Source organism: Rhodovulum bhavnagarense (assembly GCF_004343505.1).
Taxonomy (GTDB): Bacteria; Pseudomonadota; Alphaproteobacteria; order Rhodobacterales; family Rhodobacteraceae; genus Rhodovulum; species Rhodovulum bhavnagarense.
Genome location: NZ_SLXU01000006.1, coordinates 1 through 19062 on the forward strand (window position 1 = coordinate 1; position 19062 = coordinate 19062).

The 19062-nt window shown below is 63.7% G+C and carries 17 protein-coding genes and 1 pseudogene; 7 read left to right on the top strand and 11 right to left on the bottom strand.

Annotated elements, in window-relative coordinates; translation table 11 throughout:
- The 4 genes and pseudogenes from EV663_RS15830 to cysQ all read right to left on the bottom strand — a co-directional run.
- Nucleotides 1-108: pseudogene (locus EV663_RS15830) on the bottom strand (UTP--glucose-1-phosphate uridylyltransferase); the annotation flags it as partial.
- 127 nt (nt 109-235) lie between these two features.
- Nucleotides 236-1480 carry a glycosyltransferase family 2 protein gene (locus EV663_RS07850; protein ID WP_132951242.1) on the bottom strand — a complete coding sequence of 415 codons (1245 nt, stop codon included), beginning with the start codon at nt 1478-1480 and terminating at the stop codon, nt 236-238.
- Nucleotides 1477-2277 carry a 3-deoxy-manno-octulosonate cytidylyltransferase gene (locus tag EV663_RS07855; RefSeq protein ID WP_132951243.1) on the bottom strand — a complete coding sequence of 267 codons (801 nt, stop codon included), beginning with the start codon at nt 2275-2277 and terminating at the stop codon, nt 1477-1479. Before EV663_RS07855 ends, EV663_RS07850 begins: the two co-directional genes overlap by 4 nt.
- Nucleotides 2277-3074, bottom strand: a complete 798-nt coding sequence (gene cysQ, locus EV663_RS07860) for a 3'(2'),5'-bisphosphate nucleotidase CysQ (protein ID WP_132951244.1) — start codon at nt 3072-3074, stop codon at nt 2277-2279. Before cysQ ends, EV663_RS07855 begins: the two co-directional genes overlap by 1 nt.
- 110 nt (nt 3075-3184) lie before the next feature.
- Here cysQ and EV663_RS07865 point away from each other — a divergent pair, with 110 nt between their 5' ends.
- The 4 genes from EV663_RS07865 to radC all read left to right on the top strand — a co-directional run bounded on the left by EV663_RS07865 (nt 3185) and on the right by radC (nt 8204).
- Entirely contained in the window at nt 3185-4006 is an 822-nt protein-coding gene (locus tag EV663_RS07865; protein WP_132951245.1) for an ABC transporter permease, read from the top strand.
- Between the two features lie 234 nt (nt 4007-4240).
- The gene (gene dnaK / locus EV663_RS07870) at nt 4241-6160 is read left to right on the top strand and encodes a molecular chaperone DnaK (RefSeq protein WP_132951246.1); all 1920 of its coding nucleotides are present in this window, start codon (nt 4241-4243) and stop codon (nt 6158-6160) included.
- 78 nt (nt 6161-6238) lie between these two features.
- Nucleotides 6239-7381, top strand: coding sequence for a molecular chaperone DnaJ (gene dnaJ, locus EV663_RS07875; protein WP_132951247.1), 1143 nt, complete (start codon nt 6239-6241; stop codon nt 7379-7381).
- Between the two features lie 49 nt (nt 7382-7430).
- Complete coding sequence (radC, locus tag EV663_RS07880) at nt 7431-8204, top strand: RadC family protein (RefSeq protein WP_132951248.1); 774 nt, start codon at nt 7431-7433, stop codon at nt 8202-8204.
- Between the two features lie 6 nt (nt 8205-8210).
- Here radC and EV663_RS07885 read toward each other — a convergent pair whose 3' ends face one another.
- From EV663_RS07885 to EV663_RS07895, 3 genes are all read right to left on the bottom strand, one after another.
- Nucleotides 8211-9767 (bottom strand): substrate-binding domain-containing protein, encoded by a 1557-nt coding sequence (locus EV663_RS07885; protein ID WP_132951249.1) that lies wholly within the window; start codon nt 9765-9767, stop codon nt 8211-8213.
- An 18-nt stretch (nt 9768-9785) separates the two neighbouring features.
- A complete protein-coding gene (locus EV663_RS07890) occupies nt 9786-10820 on the bottom strand; it encodes a hypothetical protein (RefSeq protein WP_132951250.1) in 1035 nt (344 codons plus the stop codon).
- A 264-nt stretch (nt 10821-11084) separates the two neighbouring features.
- Nucleotides 11085-11573, bottom strand: coding sequence for a MarR family winged helix-turn-helix transcriptional regulator (locus tag EV663_RS07895; RefSeq protein WP_132951251.1), 489 nt, complete (start codon nt 11571-11573; stop codon nt 11085-11087).
- A gap of 256 nt (nt 11574-11829) precedes the next feature.
- Between EV663_RS07895 and EV663_RS07900 the strand changes: the two genes are divergently transcribed.
- On the top strand, nt 11830-13293 hold the full coding sequence (locus EV663_RS07900) for an MFS transporter (protein ID WP_132951252.1): 1464 nt from the start codon (nt 11830-11832) through the stop codon (nt 13291-13293).
- A gap of 66 nt (nt 13294-13359) precedes the next feature.
- A complete protein-coding gene (locus tag EV663_RS07905; RefSeq protein ID WP_132951253.1) occupies nt 13360-14520 on the top strand; it encodes a M20 aminoacylase family protein in 1161 nt (386 codons plus the stop codon).
- 59 nt (nt 14521-14579) lie between these two features.
- On the opposite strand, the gene EV663_RS07910 is transcribed toward EV663_RS07905, so the two are convergent.
- The 3 genes from EV663_RS07910 to EV663_RS07920 form a co-directional block, all read right to left on the bottom strand.
- On the bottom strand, nt 14580-15263 hold the full coding sequence (locus EV663_RS07910) for a hypothetical protein (RefSeq protein ID WP_132951254.1): 684 nt from the start codon (nt 15261-15263) through the stop codon (nt 14580-14582).
- Nucleotides 15260-16006, bottom strand: a complete 747-nt coding sequence (locus tag EV663_RS07915; protein ID WP_132951255.1) for a DUF5058 family protein — start codon at nt 16004-16006, stop codon at nt 15260-15262. The genes EV663_RS07910 and EV663_RS07915 overlap by 4 nt, the downstream gene beginning before the upstream one ends.
- 86 nt (nt 16007-16092) lie before the next feature.
- A complete protein-coding gene (locus EV663_RS07920; protein ID WP_132951256.1) occupies nt 16093-16725 on the bottom strand; it encodes a trimeric intracellular cation channel family protein in 633 nt (210 codons plus the stop codon).
- 671 nt (nt 16726-17396) lie between these two features.
- Here EV663_RS07920 and EV663_RS07925 point away from each other — a divergent pair.
- On the top strand, nt 17397-17801 hold the full coding sequence (locus EV663_RS07925) for a hypothetical protein (protein ID WP_132951257.1): 405 nt from the start codon (nt 17397-17399) through the stop codon (nt 17799-17801).
- Nucleotides 17802-17837: 36 nt separating this feature from the next.
- Here EV663_RS07925 and EV663_RS07930 read toward each other — a convergent pair whose 3' ends face one another.
- The gene (locus EV663_RS07930; protein WP_132951258.1) at nt 17838-18851 is read right to left on the bottom strand and encodes a DUF2125 domain-containing protein; all 1014 of its coding nucleotides are present in this window, start codon (nt 18849-18851) and stop codon (nt 17838-17840) included.
- Nucleotides 18852-19062: the final 211 nt, after the last annotated feature.

The following is a 19062-nucleotide window of genomic DNA, read 5'->3' on the forward strand; positions in this document are numbered from 1 at the left end:
CCGGTCGACCAGCGTCATGATCTCTTTCGGGATCGATTTCGTCGCCGGAAGAAAGCGCGTCCCCAGACCCGCGACCGGAAAAATTGCCTTGGTGACCTTGCGTTTCATATCCTGCCCTGCCTCGTTCTCAAAAAACCGTAGCCGGGCAATGCCCGGTCCAACCGCCCCGTTCGCGCAGCGACACTAATGCAAAAGATCCCTAACAGGAAGGCAAAGACAGCGCATAAAGGCCAGCCTAGCGGTCAGGGGGCGAAAGCGGCCGCACGGCGCGCAGCCGGGCGCATTCGGCACGAACCCGTGCGCCAAAGCGGGTGAACCGCACCAGCGGCCCGCCACGCACCGAACGGCCGAACATGCCGCCCGATTGCACCCAATAGCCATCGGGCACAAAGCGCATGCGGTGATAACGCGCGGTATGGGTGAACAGGAACAGCGTCACCGGATAACCCCCTGCCGCCAGCCTGCGCGCGCGGCGGCGCAACCGCGCCCGCCACCAGCCCCGCCCGGCCAGCCAGACAGGCGGGCGCGGATCAGTCGAAACAAAGGGACGAAAGGCCGGCGGATCACAGGTCAGCGGCGCCAATGGCCCGATCGCGTCCGCCGTGCCGCGGGCAATTCCCTCGTCCAGCGTGCGCATCAGTCGCGCGACATCGCGCGGCTCTACCTGGCCACCGATCATGCGCGCGATCAACGCTGCGTGCTGACCCTTGCGCAGCTCTTCCAACGCGCGTTCATGCGCGGAGCTGGGGGCGAACTTGCGCAGGAATCGCGCCGAGGATCTACCGATTTCGTAGAGCGAGCGTGGTGTGCGGCAAGCATGGCGGAACGGACCCGGCGCGAATCCGTGATGTACCTGCGCACGGGGCACGATCGCGGTGATCGCACCGATCCGCGCCAGGCGCATGTTCACATCGGTTTCATCCAGGAAGAACCCATAGCCCTCGTCGAATCCGCCGATCCGCACCAGGAGATCGCGGCGAAAGGCCATGTTTGTGCCCTCGGTGCGGATTGCCCGATCCGGGCTGCCCCGGTGCAAGCTTACACGATCCTCGGGAACCTCAAGGGGGAAATGCCGGGCGCAGGCATCGGCCCAGCGCGCGCGCCACTGAAAGGAAATCCCGTTGCGCCCCCGCACGAAACCGCCCGCTGCGGTCACGCCTTCTCCCTCTAACCCCGCGGCAAGCTGGGTCAGCCAGGTCGGCTCGGCCACGGCATCATCGTCTATAAATGCAACGATATCGCCCGCCGCCAGTGCCAGTCCGGCATTGCGGGCCGCGGCGATGCCGGGCGCCTCGACATGGGCGGTCTTGACCCGATCGGCAACGGCCATGGCACCGACCATGTCCAGACCGGCAAGGTCGGCCACGACGATCACCTCGAACGGGCGGTAGTCCTGGAACCGCAACGCGGTGAGGCAGAGGCGCAGCGCGGCGGGCCGTCGATGGCTGGCGATCACCACCGAGACCGGCACCGCGGTCATTCGAGCCCCATCTCCACCATCATGGCCTCGATGCGATGCACATCGGAAGGGTTGTTCAACTCCCAGAACTGCCGGCCGCGCGCCGCGACCTCGACGCACAGGACCGGGCGTTCGCGTTCGAGGAAACGCAACTGCTCCAGCCCCTCAAGCCCCTCCAGCGGACCGGCCTCCCAGCGGGGATAGGCGGCCAGCGCCGAGGGACGGTAGGCATAGACGCCCACATGGTGAAACACCGGCGTCTCGGCATCGGGGGCATAGTCCTGCCCGGTATAGGGGATCACTTCCTTGGAGAAATAGAGCGCGCGGCGGTCCCAGCCGAACACGGCGGTCGTGCCGCCCACCCGGCCCGCGCGACGATCCTCCAGCAGCGCGGTCAGGGCGCGGCCGTCGCAGCGCAGCACCGGCGTGGCGACCTCGGCCACCGGATCGGCGCGCAGCCCCACGATCAGGTCCTCGACGAACCAGGCCGGGGTCAGCGGCGCATCGCCTTGCAGGTTCACCACGATGTCATGGCCGCCGCCCAGCCGGTCGAACGCCTCGGCCACCCGCTCGGTCCCGTTGGCGCAGGACTCGGAGGTCATCACAACCTCGGCGCCGAAGGACTCGGCCGTCACCCGGATCCGGTCGTCATCGGTCGCCACGACCACGCGATCCACGCCCGCGACGGCCTGCGCGGCCTCCCACGAGCGCTGGATCAGCGTCCGCGTCTGCCCGGTGGCGCCTTTCAGCGCCACCAGCGGTTTGCCCGGATAGCGCGTCGAGGCATAACGCGCCGGAATGACGACAAGAACGGACATCAGCCCTCCATCAATTCCACGCCGGGGGCGTAGGCGATGAAAAAGGGGTTGTCATAGCCCGGCTTGCCGTAACCCAACGGCGCCATCGTGTCGAAGCGTACCACATGCCCGCCCGCACCGATCAACACCGCGTGGCCCGCGGCGGTGTCCCACTCCATGGTTCGTCCCAGCCGGGGGTAAAGATCGGCCTCGCCAGTGGCGACAAGGCAGAATTTCAGCGAAGACCCGGCGCTGGTCATGTCCTTGACGTTATACTTGGCGATGTAGTCGTCCGTCGCCTGGTCGCGGTGAGATTTGGAGGCCACCACGATCAACGCGCCGTTATCGGGATCGGAAACGCGAATCGGCGCCACCTCGCCCGCCCGGCCCAAGGCCAACTCGCCGGTTTCCTCGACCGAGGTGCCATCGGCGCGGGTATAGAACAGGCGCCCCTTGGCGGGCGCGTAAACCACGCCACGCACCGGCTGACCGTTCTCGACCCAGGCGATGTTGACGGTGAATTCACCGCGGCGCTTGATGAATTCCTTGGTGCCGTCCAGCGGGTCGACGATCAGGAAACTCGTCGCATGCGCGCCATGGCTGTCGGCCTGTTCCTCGGTCACGATCAGTTCGCCGGGAAAGGCAGCCGCCAGTTCCGCCGAGATCAGGGTATCGGCGGCCTCGTCGGCAGCGGTCACAGGGCTTTCGTCGGACTTGGCGCGGATCTCGAATTCATCCTCCGCGTAGATTTCCATGATCCTTGCCCCGGCCATCAGGGCGGCGCGGCGCATGACCGTCTCAAGCTTTTGATAATCCAAACCTGCTCTCCTTGGGGGCGCGCGTTGTAAGGGTCGTGCAAATCCCTTATGATCGCCATGGGGCCGAACGGCAAGAACAGGCGGGCAAGACCCCGGACGAGGCGTCGAACATGTTTCAGCGAACCAGACCCACCACCGCGATCGGCGGCGGCGCCCAGATCCTGGAGCTGATCTTTCACGCCACCGTGCGCGAAATCCGCAAGGGTCACGGAAACGCCATCGTCGGCCTGTTGATGAGCATGCTCCAGAGCCTGATCCTGGTCGCGGTCTTTTACGTGATGTTCGCCATCCTGGGGATGCGCGGCGCGGCGATCCGGGGCGATTTCGTCGTGTTCCTGTTATCGGGCATCTTTCTGTTCATGACCCATGTCAAAAGCGTGGGCGCCGTCGTCGGATCGGAGGGTCCGACATCGGCGATGATGCAGCATGCGCCGATGAACACGATGATCGCGATCAGCGCCTCGGCGCTTGGCGCGCTTTACCTGCAAACGCTGTCGGTGTTCACGATCCTGTTCGTCTATCACGTCGCCTTTGAACCGATCACGATCCACAACCCGGCCGGCGCCTTTGGCATGTTCCTGTTGTCGTGGTTTTCCGGGGTATCGGTGGGCATGGTCTTTCTGGCGCTGAAACCGTGGTTTCCGGGCTTTGTCGCGCTGGCCTCGATGCTTTATCAGCGAGTCAACATGATCGCGTCGGGAAAGATGTTCGTTGCCAATGCCATGCCGGGCTACCTGTTGACGTTTTTCGACTGGAACCCGCTTTTCCACACGATCGACCAGGCCCGCGGATTTGCCTTCATCAATTACAATCCGCATTTCAGTTCGATCAGCTACCCGCTTTACCTCAGTATCGCGTTGATCATGATCGGCCTGCTGGGCGAGTTCTACACGCGCAAGTTCGCCTCGAAAAGCTGGTTCGCCGCGCGCTGACCCGCCCCGATGCGCTTGCCCCCCGTGTTGTCGGGCTGGGCACGGACCGAGCAAAAGAGATTGGCGAGCCTGCTCACATTTCTGTCATAAGCGCGGCTTGCAGGGTCAAACACCCCTCCTTATATACCGCCGAGACAAGGGGTCCGGTGATCGGCCGGGCCTTTTAGGGATCGGGGGGCAGGGGCCTTTTCAGGGCCTGCACCCCACAACATCGCCGAAGAAGAGGTATTACACATGGCCAAAGTCATCGGGATCGACCTTGGGACAACCAATTCCTGCGTCGCCATCATGGACGGCTCGCAGCCCCGCGTGATCGAGAATGCGGAAGGCGCGCGCACCACGCCCTCGATCGTTGCCTTTACCGACAACGAGCGCCTTGTCGGCCAGCCGGCCAAGCGGCAGGCCGTCACCAACCCCGAAAACACCGTTTTCGCCGTCAAGCGCCTGATCGGCCGCCGCGCCGACGATGCCGAGGTGGAAAAGGACAAGAAACACGTCCCCTATTCCATCGTGGATGGCGGCAACGGCGATGCCTGGGTCGAGGTCAAGGGCGACAAGTACAGCCCCAGCCAGATCTCCGCCTTCATCCTGCAAAAGATGAAGGAAACCGCCGAAAGCTATCTTGGCGAAGAGGTGACGCAGGCCGTCATCACCGTGCCTGCCTATTTCAACGACGCCCAGCGCCAGGCCACCAAGGACGCCGGCAAGATCGCCGGTCTGGAAGTGCTGCGCATCATCAACGAACCGACCGCGGCCGCGCTGGCCTATGGCCTCGACAAGAAGGAAACCCGCACGATCGCGGTCTATGACCTGGGCGGCGGCACCTTCGACATCACCATCCTGGAAATCGACGACGGCCTGTTCGAGGTCAAATCGACCAACGGCGACACGTTCCTGGGCGGCGAAGATTTCGACATGCGCATCGTCGCCTACCTGGCCGACGAGTTCAAAAAGGAACACGGCGTCGACCTGTCCAAGGACAAGATGGCGCTGCAGCGCCTGAAAGAGGCCGCCGAAAAGGCCAAGATCGAGCTGTCCTCGTCCAGCCAGACCGAGATCAACCAGCCCTTCATCTCGATGGACGCCACGACCGGCACGCCGCTGCACATGGTCATGAAACTGACCCGCGCCAAGCTGGAAAGCCTGGTCGGCGACCTGATCAAGAACTCGATCAAGCCGTGCCAGGCCGCGCTGAAGGATGCGGGCCTGTCGACCTCGGATATCGACGAGGTGGTGCTGGTCGGCGGCATGACCCGCATGCCCCGCGTGATCGAAGAGGTGACCAAGTTCTTTGGCAAGGAGCCGCACAAGGGCGTGAACCCCGACGAGGTGGTGGCCATGGGCGCGGCGATCCAGGCCGGCGTGCTGCAGGGTGACGTCAAGGATGTCGTTCTACTGGACGTTACGCCGCTGAGCCTCGGCATCGAAACGCTGGGCGGCGTGTTCACCCGGCTGATCGACCGCAACACCACGATCCCGACGAAGAAATCGCAAATTTTCTCGACCGCCGAGGATAACCAGAACGCCGTGACGATCCGGGTGTTCCAGGGCGAACGCGAAATGGCCGCAGACAACAAGATGCTGGGCCAGTTCAACCTCGAAAACATCCCGCCCGCCCCGCGCGGCATGCCCCAGATCGAGGTCACCTTCGACATCGACGCCAACGGCATCGTGAACGTGTCGGCCAAGGACAAGGGCACCGGCAAGGAACAAAAGATCACGATCCAGGCCTCGGGCGGTCTGTCGGATGACGAGATCGACCAGATGGTCAAGGATGCCGAGGCCAATGCCGAGGCCGACAAGACCCGCAAGGAACTGGTCGAAACCAAGAACCAGGCCGAAAGCCTCATCCACTCGACCGAGAAGTCGATCGAGGAACATGGCGACAAGGTCGACCCGTCCACGGTCGAGGCGATCGAACTGGCCATTGCCGCGCTCAAGGACGTGCTGGAAACCGAAGATGCCGGCAAGATCAAGGGCGGCATCCAGAACGTCACCGAGGCCTCGATGCGGCTGGGCGAGGCGATCTACAAGGCCCAGCAGGAACAGTCGGGCGAGGTCGACCCTGACAGTGCCGATGAACCCAGCAGCGTGGACGATGACATCGTCGATGCCGAGTTCGAGGATCTCGACGACGACAAGAAGCGCTCGTAAGGGCGCGCCACGCCGATCAGGCCGGCCCGGGGCAGACGCCCGGGTCGGTCCGCGTGTTTCCGACAATAAGGACAGCTGATGGCAAAGCGCGACTATTACGAGCTTCTGGGCATCTCCCGCGGCGCTTCGGCCGACGAGATCAAGAAGGCCTACCGCCGCAAGGCCAAGGAGCTGCACCCCGACACCAATGCCAGCAACCCCGATGCCGAGGCCCAGTTCAAGGAAGTGAACGAGGCCTATGACATCCTGAAAGACCCCGACAAGAAGGCCGCCTATGACCGTTTCGGCCATGCGGCATTCGATGGGGGCATGGGTGGTGGGCCACGCGGCCCAGGCGGCATGGGCCAGGGCGATTTCGCTTCGGCGTTTTCAAACGTGTTCGACGATCTTTTCGGCGATTTCATGGGCGGCGCCCCCGGCGGGCGCCAGCGCGCCGCCCGTGGTTCCGACCTGCGCTACAATCTGCGGATCACGCTTGAAGAGGCTTATGCCGGCCTGCACAAGACGATCCACGTTCCCGGCTCGATCGCCTGCGATGTCTGCAATGGCACCGGGGCCGAGGGTGGCGCGGAACCGGCCACCTGCCCAACCTGTTCGGGCATGGGCAAGGTACGTGCGCAGCAGGGCTTTTTCACCGTGGAACGGACCTGCCCGACCTGCGGGGGCATGGGCCAGATCATCAAGAACCCGTGCAAGGCCTGCGGCGGCGCAGGCCGGGTGGAAAAGGATCGCGCGCTCAGCGTGAACATCCCCGCCGGGGTAGAGACCGGCACCCGTATTCGGCTGGCTGGCGAGGGCGAGGCCGGGCTGCGTGGCGGGCCACCGGGCGATCTGTACATCTTTATCGAGGTGACGGCGCATCCACTGTTCGAACGCGACGGCATGAACCTGTTCTGCCGCGTGCCGGTGCCAATGACCACGGCCGCCCTGGGTGGCGAGATCGAGGTGCCGACCATAGATGGCGGCCGCTCGCGGGTAAAGGTTCCCGAGGGTAGCCAGTCTGGTCGCCAGATGCGCCTGCGCAGTAAGGGAATGCCGGCGCTGCGTGGTACCGGCCAGGGTGACATGTTCATCGAACTGGCGGTGGAAACCCCCGTGAAACTGACCACGCGGCAAAAGGAATTGCTGCGCGAGTTCGAGGAACTCAGCGAGGACAACAACCCCGAGGGGTCGTCCTTTTTCCGCAAGGTCAAGAGTTTTTGGGACGGCATGAAGAGCTGACGCATCCGCGTTAACCTGCTGTTCACCTGAATCGCCCAGCCTCCGGGACATGCGCACGGCCTCTGATCCCGATCTGCAAGAACCGCCCCTGCCGCTTTTCGCGGCGGGGGCGTCACCTCCTGTGGCGGCGGGCCGCGCAGGTCATCGGCTCCCCTCCTACCTCCGCGATCATCGCAAACGCCTGCGCGACCGCTTCATGCAAGGCGGGGCCGCGGCCCTGCCCGATTACGAATTGCTGGAACTTGTCCTGTTCCGCGCCCTGCCCCGGCAGGACGTCAAACCGCTCGCCCGCGCCCTGTTGGACCGGTTCAATGATTTCAACGGGGTGCTCTCTGCCCCCGCCCCCCGATTGGAAGAGGTGACCGGCGTCGGCCCCGCTGTCCTCGTCGAGTTGAAACTGGTCGAAGCCGCCGCGCACCGGCTGGCACGGTCCCGCGTGATGCAACGCCATGCAATCTCGGGTTGGGAGGCGCTGATTGCCTATTGCCGCACGGCGATGGCACATCGCGAAACCGAACAGTTCCGCATCCTGTTTCTCGACCGCAAAAACGTGCTGATCGCCGACGAGGAACAGGCGCATGGCACGGTCGATCACGTCCCGGTCTATCCCCGCGAGGTGGTCAAGCGCGCGCTGGAACTGAACGCCTCGGCCCTGATCCTGGTGCATAATCATCCTTCGGGCGACCCGACCCCGTCAGAGGCCGATATCGTGGTGACCCGCCAGGTCGAAGCCGCCTGCGGCGCGCTGTCTCTCGTGCTGCACGACCATATCATCGTCGGGAGGTCAGATGTGCTCAGCTTTCGGGCAGAGGGCCACCTGTAACCCGCGTCAACGCAGCCAGATCTCGACCCGGCGATTGATCAGTCCGCCCCAATCGCTCTGATCACAGGCCACTGGCAGTGCTTCGCCGAAAGATTCGATCCGCAACTGCGTTGCCGCGACGTCGGCGGCGGTCGCCATGGCAAGCACCGCGTCGCGCACCGCCCTGGCCCGGTCTCGCGCGATCCGGCGATTCGCGGCGGCAGAGCCTGCCCCGTCGGTGAACCCCACAAACAGCAAGCTGCGGCCGCTATAAGTACCCGCCTCAAGCGCGCGGGCCAAGGCCGCGACATTGGCATAGGATTGCGCATCCATCTCGGTGGCGCCGTTGCGAAAGCGGATGGTGGTGGTCAACCGCTCGGCCCCGCCCAGCACCCGCACCAACCGTTGCAATTCGGCCAGCGATACCTCTGTTCCCGCATTCACAATCGCCTGCGCCAGACGATCGCCCTGTCGATACAACGGGATACGCTCTTGCAACTGATCGACGAACCCGGCGCGGCGCACCACGAGCTGGGCGCCGGGGCTTTGCAGGTAGTCAAGGAATTCACGCGCAAAGAGCGGCAGGCGCCAGGCCGGGGTATACAGGAACAGCGGCGCGACAAATGGGTAATCCTCGGTCTTTATCGATTCATGCGTGGCCATCAGCCGGGTTCCGCACCCGCCGACCAATGGCAACTGCCGCGCGGCATCGCGGGCAGAATAGCGGGTCAGGCCCAGGCCGAGCGGATCGCGCGCAACAGCAACATCCAGGCTGTGCGCATCCGGATACCGACGCGCGCTCGCCACCGGCGCCTTACCATTCAACAGGCGCGCGACCGCCGCTTGCTGTAACCCGTCGCGCCGATCCAGCAGATGCACGGAAACCGCGGCATCGGGCCCGTCCAGAGCCGACCAATCCGCGATGGAACCGGTCAATATCGCCATCATGTCGGCAATCTCCAACGCCTGCACCGGCAGTCCGGGGGCGACAACCGGAACGATCGCGTCCAGCCCCACCACATGCCGCCGCGCCGGGTCGGAAAGATCGCCCAGGCCAGCCTCTTGGGCGCGGCGCAACTCTTCGGGGCGAGGTTCGCGCGCGGCCATCACGATATCGGCCTCTCTAGCGACCAGATCGGCGAACCCCTCGTCGGTGCTGCCGGTTCTCAGCCCGATTTCGGCCACGATGCGCCCGTCCTCCGGGTCGGCCAGGCGCATGGCGATCCCGCCCTCGCCCGTCTCGACCCGCACCACGCGAAGCCCACGGCGGGCGGCAAAAGCCTCGATCAAAGCGGGCATCAGCACCGCGCCCAGCGCGGGGCTGCCCGACAGGGTAAAGCGGGCGACGTAGGCCTCCATGTCGGGACAGCCGGGACCGGTACAGATCACCCCCTGCCCGTCCAGCATAAGCGGACCATAGATCGTATCGACGCGGTAGAATTCCCCGTCAAAGCCAAGAAGCATCCCACTGACCGCGACCGCGCCATCGCGCGACGTCAGCGTGACATCCTGCGCCAGGGCAGGCCAGCCAAAGACATGAAAAAGCGCGGCGAGAACCGCCGCGCGGCAGCACAATCCTGTCATGCACGCGTCCGAACCAGATTAGCGTAAGGCGAGTGTCCGGCTTGGCGCGAGGTTTTTCAACACCAGATATTCGCCCAGCGCATCGCAACCAGGCACCGCGAAACTGATCGGGTGCGGCCTGAGCGTCCCATCGGGCGCTGCCAGCGCGGCAAACCCGGCCACGTCGCGCCCGCAATTGGCCGGCGTTACCTCGACCTCGACCGACAGGCGGGCGGGCGGCGCGCCCACGGGCGCGGCATAGACCTGGGTGACCCGGCCACCGGCCAGTTCCGGCGCGCCCAGCAAGTAGAACCGCCCAAGCCCGACGGGGGGCGTCCCTGCCTCAAGATGACTCGCACCGCCCTCGTCCGTACCGGGATCATGAAGGACCAGGCGCATCCCGGCATCGGCCGGTGACACCAGCGCCGCGACGCTCTGCATATCGTCCGCGCGGGCGACGACATGATGGGTCAGCACCGCGCCGTCCTCGAAAGCGATCGTCAGGCCGCCCTCGGACAGCGGCGGCAAAGTCGCGGACCAGGCGCCGACATGGTCGGTCATCGCGGTGAATTCGACAGGGCCAAACTTAACGTTCAGGCGACTGTGCAACCGGCAGGGCGCCGCAACAGACAGGTTCAGGTCGCCATTGGCAATGGTGACCGCACTCAGGTGCGGCCCGCAAGGCAGGCCGAAGGGGCCATAGTGATCGCCCGCCACGTGCAGAACGGGTAGATCCAGCCCGGGTTCGGGGCGCCACCTTGCCATGCCGCCCACCGAGCGTTGCGTGAAATCGGCGGGGTCGCGCGCCTCTGGCGGCGGTTCCGGCAGGACCGAGGACCGATCGTCGGAAAGGGTTGCGACGGGGCGCACCGGGTGCGGCGCGGCGGAAACCCCTTCAGCCGACGCGGGTTGTGCCACCGTTGCAGGCAAGGACGCGGGGTGTTCGGGTGCCACGCTCATCCGCGCGATGCGCGGCGCGGGCTCGAACAGGTTGATGGCGTGGTGCGAACCGATGACGATCGCCATGCTGATGCCGATCGCAAGCAGCCGTTTCTGCCGGGATTGCAGCTTCACGCCGGGCTCCTTTCGCTGGCCTTGTCAGATTCTTGTCGGGGCAGGAATAGCCCCTGAAAATGGCCATCGTGTGGCAAGGCCGCGAGGATTATGCGTCACCGCCCCCCCGACCCGTTGCGCGAGGATGGCCGGTCGAAATCCAGGCCCGGAAACGGCGCCTGACGCGGGTTTTCATTTTCACATGTCGCGACCCGCCCGTCTGGATCGCCCCGCCACCACCGCTCCGAGACGTGAAAGGCCGAGGTCACCTTTACCTTCGGGAACTCACTTTGCCGACGTGATACCGTCGCCGAATTCTTTAAGGCGGGCATGGTAGTCATCCGACCGTATCCAGGTTGCAAGACGGGCCAGCAGATCGTCCAGAACACCGATATCCGTCGGGTCGAGAGGGCCAAGCAAAATAGCCTCCAACTCTTCCGACAAGGTGCCTGCCTCGGCGCGTTTGCGCGCACCGGCATCGGTGGTGTGCAATCGGAACTTGCGCGCATCCTCGTCGTCGTTCTCGCGGCGCACCAGGCCTTGCTTGATCAGGCTCTGGATGATCCGCGAGGTACGGCTGCGCTCGATATCGGCGAGTTGCACAAGGTCCACGAAGGTGATTCCGGGCCGGTCGTTGATGATGCGCAGGGCACGAACCTCGCGGATGCTGAGACCGAGATGAGTCTTGAAGATTCCGTCATTGGCATCGATCGCCTCCTTGGCGAGGATGTCGAGCCGGAACGTCAGTCGTTCTTTCTGGAATGGTTTTTCCATCGTCCAAAGCTCCTTTCATGGCCCAGGAGGGAGGTGCACATCGGCGGTTTAACTAAGCCTGCCACTCGCGAACTACAACCATTGCTGGGCGCGCATAAAACCGGCCGGCAGTCTCGATTCAAACTTGTTGTGATATGCAACTATTGTATAATGCTACCAGAGGCAAGGAGGGGCCGGTGATTCGTCTCATTCCCGGTCCCTCCGCCACGACCTCACTCCGCTATCGCGCGCAGGCGCTGAACAAAGGATCGTCGAGATGTCTGACACATCCGCACAAACCTACCAGGGGACCGACCGGCTCCTCTTTGGTATCATCATGGGCGTTCTGGCCTTTTGGCTCTTTGCCCAGACAACCCTGAACATCGCGCCGCAGATGGCGGCCGATCTTCAGATCGAGCAAAGCCTGATGAACATCGCCGTGTCGATCACGGCCCTGTTCTCGGGCATCTTCATCGTCGTGATCGGTGGCATCGCCGACCGCATTGGCCGCGTGAAAGTGGTCATGTGGGGCTTTGTGCTGTCGATCATCGGCTCGCTGCTCGTCGGCCTGGCTCCGGCCGGCGCCTTCGGCACCACCTTCCTGATGCTGGGCCGGATCGCACAGGGGCTGTCGGCGGCCTTCATCATGTCGGCCAGCCTTGCGCTGGTAAAAACCTATTGGGAAGGCGCAGGCCGCCAGCGGGCGATCAGCCTTTGGTCGATGGGGTCTTGGGGCGGGTCCGGTTTCGCCGCGCTGTTCGGCGGGCTGATGGCCTCGAACATCGGCTGGCGCTGGATCTTCATCATCTCGGCCGTCGTCTCGCTGATCGGCATGTTGATGGTGCGCGGCACCCCCGAGAGCAAGGCCGAGACCAAGGGCGACTACAAGTTCGACGTCAAGGGCATTGCCAGCTTCCTGATCTCGATGGTCGCCCTGCAGGTGGTCGCGACCCAGGGTGCCAAGATCGGCTGGACCAGCCCGGTCACCCTTGGGCTTGCCGCCGTGGCCGTCGTCTTTGGCGTGATCTTCTACAATGTCGAGGTCCGCACCAAGGCCCCCTTCGTGAACTTCAAGCTCTTCTCGAACCGCATCTATACCGGCGCCACCGTCTCGAACTTCCTGCTCAACGGGATCGCCGGGATGATCATCGTGTCGATGCTGCTGCTGCAACTGGGCGGCGGGCTGTCGGCGCAGGCCGCGGGGATGCTGACGCTGGGCTACGCGATCACCATCGTGGCCTTCATCCGGGTCGGGGAAAAGCTGCTTCAACGGTATGGGTCGCGCAAGCCGATGCTCTGGGCCTGCCTGATATCGGGCCTGTCCATCGCGCTGCTGATGCCGACCAACCTCATGTTGGACACCTACCGGGTGCTGGCTGTGATCTCCTACATCCTGCTGGGTCTGGGCCTTGCCTTCTACGCCACGCCCTCGACCGACGCGGCGCTGTCGAACCTGCCCGATGACCAGGCGGCGGCGGGCGCGGGGATCTACAAGATGGCCTCGTCGCTCGGTGGATCTTTCGGGGTTGCGATCTCGGCGGCCATCTTCACTGCCCTTAGCGCCAACGACGCCTCGGTGCAGTGGCTGCAAGGCGTCATCACCTTCGTCGGCCGGCAGGACAACGTGGCCATCCGCGAGGCGGCCCTGATCGCCCTCGGGTTCAACCTGATGTTGGTCTTTGGGGCGATCCTTACCATCCTGCTGACGATCCCGGCAGGCAAGAAAGAGGCCAAATCGTAACGCTCTGTCCCCTGCCGGCCAAGGCTGGCGGGGGAACCCCTCGAAACTTCTCCGCTGGAGGACGAAATGAACGCCATCGTCAAGGAACTCGAACAGGACAAGGCCCTGATGGGCGAATGGTTCGAGCACATGCACCGCCACCCCGAACTGTCGATGAAAGAGGAAAAGACCGCCAAATTCATTGAAGAGACCCTGCGCAGCTTCGGTGCCTACGAGATCGAGACCGGGGTCGGGAAATTCGGCATCGTCGCCTCGATGAAAGTCGGCGACAGCGACAAGGCAATCGGGCTGCGGGCCGATTTCGACGCGCTGCCGATCCAGGAAGTCAACAATCTGCCCTACAAGTCCGAAACCCCCGGCGTCGCGCATCTGTGCGGCCATGACGGCCATACGACCATGCTTCTGGCCGCGGCAAAGCACCTGGCCGAGACCAAGAACTTCAACGGTACCGTGCGGCTGATCTTTCAGCCCGCCGAGGAAACCATGCAGGGCAGCCCGGCAATGATCGAAGATGGTCTTTTCGAGCGTTTCCCGGTCGACGCGGTTTTTGGCATGCACAACATGCCGGGGTTGGAGAAGGGCAAGCTCTACTTCACCGAGGGCGACACCATGGCCGCGGTGGACAACTGGGAAGTCGAGATCACCGGCAAGGGCGGGCATGGCGCCTTTCCCGAACTGGCGGTGGACCCGGTCGTTGCCGGATCGTCGCTGGTGATGGCGTTGCAGACCATCGTGGCCCGTAACGTGGCCCCTTCGCATAGTGCCGTTGTCACGGTTGGCGCCTTCCAGGCCGGTCAGGCGGGCAACGTGATCGCCCACAGCGCGATCCTGCGCCTGTCGATCCGCACCACCACGCCAGAGGATCGCAAGACCGTTCTGGGCAATGTGCGTCGGCTGGTCCAGCAGCAAAGCGAGTCCTTCGGTTGCACCGCGGAAATCCGCGAGGGCGTGCCCGGCGCGGTGCTGACCAATGACCCAGAGGAAACCCGCAAGGCCGCCCGCATCGCCCGTGACGCCTTTGGCGAGGATGAGGTATTCGAGGACGGCCCCACCTATCTGGGCTCCGAGGACTTCGCTTTCATGCTGCAAAAGCGCAAGGGGACCTACTGCTTCCTCGGCAATGGCGACACCAGGTTCGTTCACCACCCGGAATTCGTCTTTGACAAGGACATCCTGCCGATCGGGGCGGCCTATTGGGTGGCCCTGACCGAAGGCTATCTGCGTTAACTCCCCGCGCAGGGCCGAAACCCGCCCCGGAGAATATCCGGGGCGGGTTTTTTCGTGCCTCAGGCTGTGTCGTCTTTTGCGAACCTGGTCACGACCAAGCTGACGATGATGCCTGCAAAACCTGCGGCCACGATGTTGAAGACCTCCGAGATGGGTAGCACCAGCACTGTCGTCCCAAGGGCGACGGCGATGACGGCCCAGGCCGGACGCTTGGCGTTGAAGAAGAACATCATGAACACCGCCGCGTAAAGTGCGGGGAAGGTATAAAGCTTCAGCGCCCCGACAAGTGGTGCGGGGATCGCCGCGATGATGGCCTGACCCGCCAGCACCAGCGCCAGCACGAAGACCAGGTTGACCACGACCGAAACGCCAATCCCCAGTATGGCCGCGACCTCGGCGCGATAGCTGCCGGGTTCTGCACCTATGGCACTCTGGCAGGCGATGGTGACGGGCAGGCGCATGTTGCCGATATTGCCCGAAAGGAAGCTCATGTAATTGCCGGCCACGCCCAGCATCGGGAAATAGGCCACCGGCTCGACCAGCCAGATCACGCCCACGAAAGACGCCACGATCAGGAAGGCTGTCCAGATCACCGCGATGCCCGGCCAGCCGCCCAGCACGAAGGACAGGTAAAGAGGCACAAGCAGGCTCATCGCGAGGGCAAGCGCCAGCGATGCCTGCCCGATGCGATGTGCCGCTGGGATGTATGTGCTGCTGTAATAGCTTTCGATACGATCGGTCATTCCTGCATTCCCTGCATCATGTAGACGGACACCAGGTAGCCCGCGATCACCCCCAGCAGCAGGCTGAACCCCAGCCCCCATTCCTTTAGCCAGGGGGCCACTTTTCCGAGTTGCCTGAAAACCACCATGCTGATCGCCGCGGTCGCCGCCGCCGCCAGCTTGTCGATCCCGATCAGCGGGGTGGCCGGTTTCTTGTCGAGGATCTCGTTCATCATCAGGACGAAAAAGATCACCGTCGGCGTGATCGCCCCCATGATCAGCAACGCCTGCGGGGACGATTTCCTGAGCTTGCCTTGCGCCTTGCCCAGTTGCCAGGTGAAGAACATGGTCGAGACCAGCCACCCCGCCCCGCCAAGGCACATCGCCCAAACGGCGGCCGTGAAGGCCTGCAACGTCATGTCCCCGGCGATATCCGCCCCCGCCGCCTTGGCACCGTTGCCCGCGGCGTAAAGCTCGAACACCGCCGACCCGATCACCCCGATCCGCATCAGGGTGATCGGCGCCCCGACGATGCTGATCAGGCTGATCGCGATGATGAAGATTGCAACCGCTGGCCCGATGCTGTTGATCGTCGCGGTCTTGTAGACAACGCTCTTTTCCTTGTCCGACAGGATCGAGAACCTGCCCGAGAATCTGAGCGCGAGCCTGATGAACAGGAACGCCTGCATCACCACCAGCGCCACGAGCGCCGCCGCGATCGCCCAGATGACCGGGTCATTCATGATGGACCGAAGATCGTCCATGGGTGTCTTTCCCTTTCACTGGAGGTGCAAGAGCGCCCCCCGTTTTCATCGCGCCATTACCCGCAAGACCCCGGACGGAACGTCCCCTATGGCATGTCGGCCGGCCGGCCCGGCCGCGATCTGTAGGGCGGCATCGCCCAGCCAAAACGGATCGCACCGGCCCGCGCGGTGAATGCCACCAACCCGCCAATGGCCGCATCGGCAAAAACCGGGAATCCGGCCATCCGCATGACGACGTAGCTCGCGGCGCCCAGGACCGTCGCGGTGATGTAGATTTCCTTGTGGGTAACGGCATTCGGCTCGCCTGCCAGAACGTCACGCAGGATACCGCCCAGCGTCCCGGTCATAGCGCCGGTCATGATCGCCACGAAAGGCGATCCGGTAAGTTGCAAGCCCTTGTGCGCGCCGACCACCGCGTAGACCGACAGTGCCACTGCATCCAGCCACAACAGGACGTGATAACGCGACTCGACGAGATGGGCGGTGAAATAGACGCCAACCGCCGTGGCCATGCAGACGACGAGATAGGCCTGCTGCTGCACCCAGAAGACAGGCACATCCAGGATCAGGTCGCGCACCGTCCCGCCCCCCACGCCCGTCAGGATCGCGAGAAAGAAAAACCCCATGATATCAAGCTGTTTACGAGATGCGGTCAAGGCCCCCGTCGCCGCGAACAGCGCAACGCCGGCGTAATCGAACCACGCGATATAGGGGATCATCTCGCCGCTCCTGTCTTGCGCTCGCGGGGGGCGGACAGCCACGGCACGCCGCCGCGGATGGTCCGGCCCGACGACCCTGACACGATCGCAGTTAACATCGCAATGCTCCACCAAAATAGATTATTTTGCAACCATATTCATACGCAACAAATTAGACATCCACTCAGCCAGGCCAGTCATCCCCAGCACCTCTAAACCGTCCATCGCGCCAACGTTCGCGGCGACAGGGAAACTGCGCATTACCGCATCGGCCCTGTTGCAGGGCAAATCGATCCCGCGGCGATGAATGTAGTCTAATCAACGCTGCCCGACGCGATTTTGGTACCCGAAACCATGGCGTTGACCTGTAATTCGGGAATGGGATAATTGTAACGTGAGAAAGTTTTAATCCAGCGAAACTTGGATCATTGGATCGCCCAACCCGGCAAGTGGATTGGCGCTAGCACGACAACCAGGGACCTGCAACAACACAATGCGGTCGCCCTATGCATATTTTTTAGCTATTAATTCTGTGGTTAAAAATCGTCTGTGAAATTGTACAGATGTATTTTCGTACAGGTCTGTATCGGAACCTAAAAATGCACGTCGCTCACGAAATAGAGGTAGTGGAGTTCATTCGAAATAGCCGCTGACTACGCCTTTTCTCCAATACTCTTGCCACGTAGGAGTTGTTGTTTCTCATTTCCGCCCTGGACGGCAACCCTGATTACGGGATCGGGGATTATATCGACATGCTCAAGAGTTCCTCTTCGAGCCGCCTTACCCTTTCAAATTTCATCCGGGATCGTATTCGCGATGGATCGCTTGAGATCGTTCCGGCCAAGAAGAAAAGCCGCAAGACACTGGTGCCCTCGCGCAAGGTCCAGATTGAACTGGACAAGTACCTGGCCCTACGAATTGGCGCCGCGGTGATTTCCTACCAACAGATCGAGCTGCGCGATGCGACCCGAAAATTGCAGGGGCCGCGGCCGAACGGCGCCACGGTCGCACCCAGCACCCGAACCGGTCCCCACGGGCAGGCCGGGGATGGCCGGATCGAACGGGGTGCCGCCTTGCCGCCCCGGCGCTCGGGATAGGCCCCAGGGCCCACGCGATCACGGACAGGACCGCGGCTAGCGCAGGGCAGGCAAGCCCCCAAGAACAAGCGCGCCATAGAAAACCCGCCCGTTCCGCACGCGCAGCGGCAGGATCAATCGATCCTCGGGCCCGTTTCGCGCGGCCAGCCCGCCAAGCATGGCCAGAAAGAAATCCTTGAGCTCCGGGTCGACATATCCTTGATCGAGCGCAAGATCGAACAGGCTTTGCCAGTTTTGCACGCCCACCTCCAACTGGCCCGACAGCGCACCGTCCACGCCACGATCCAACTGGCCTGTCACTTGGACCCGCGATGGCCCGATATCGAACGCGGCGCTGTCCACCACCAGCGCCACGAGATCCGGGGCACCCCGCGCCAACAGCCCGCGATCCCAGGGCGCCTCGAACAAGAGTTGCCCGCGCACCTGCATTTCGGGAATCGCGCGATATGCCTGCGGCAGATCCGCAAAGGCGGACGAGACAGCCAGCCCGCGAATCGTTATGTCGGCCTCATAGGCCGCGCCCCCAGCCGCACCTTGCGCCAGGTTGGCCCGCACCCGATCCATCGACACCACCCCGACCTGGGCATGGCGAATCTCGACTGCATCCGCGACCATGCTAATGTTCCCGACCGGCAGGGTCCATTCGGGCCGGAACAGAACCTTGATCCCGGCCTGTTGCGCATCGATATCCAGTACGCCATGGCGCCCCGCGATCCGGTGCGCGCGCGACAGGTCGAGGTGGAGGTCATGGGGGCGATGGCTCTGCGCGCTGACCCGGATCGCATCGGTCGACCAGCCGCCCGCCTCATGGGCGATCGACAGGTCGTTCAGCCCCAATTCGAACCGTGCGGGATAGCCCGATACCGCGCCCCCCTCGAATCGCGCCGCCATGCCCGACAGGCGGGCCTGTTGGGCGGCGATCCGGGCGCCGCCGTGCCAGGCGAGGGCCATCGCCCCCCAATACGCAGACCACAGCACCAGCCCCAGCGCGCACAGCACCACGAACCAGCGCAACACCCGCGCCCGCCGTCGTTTCACATCACCGCGCACTGGCCGATCCCCCTACCCTGCGACAATATGCCCCGCCGAGACCATTCCGGCGGGTTTGGCACACGGACCTACCACCTGTCCAACACCGGCGGGGCGGCCACAACCGGAAAATCGGGCCGGGCGATGGCCAGCATGCCACAGCACAAGACCACCAGCCCCAGGAACAGAATGAAACGCTGGGCCATTCACGCGGTCCCCCCTGTCGATGCGG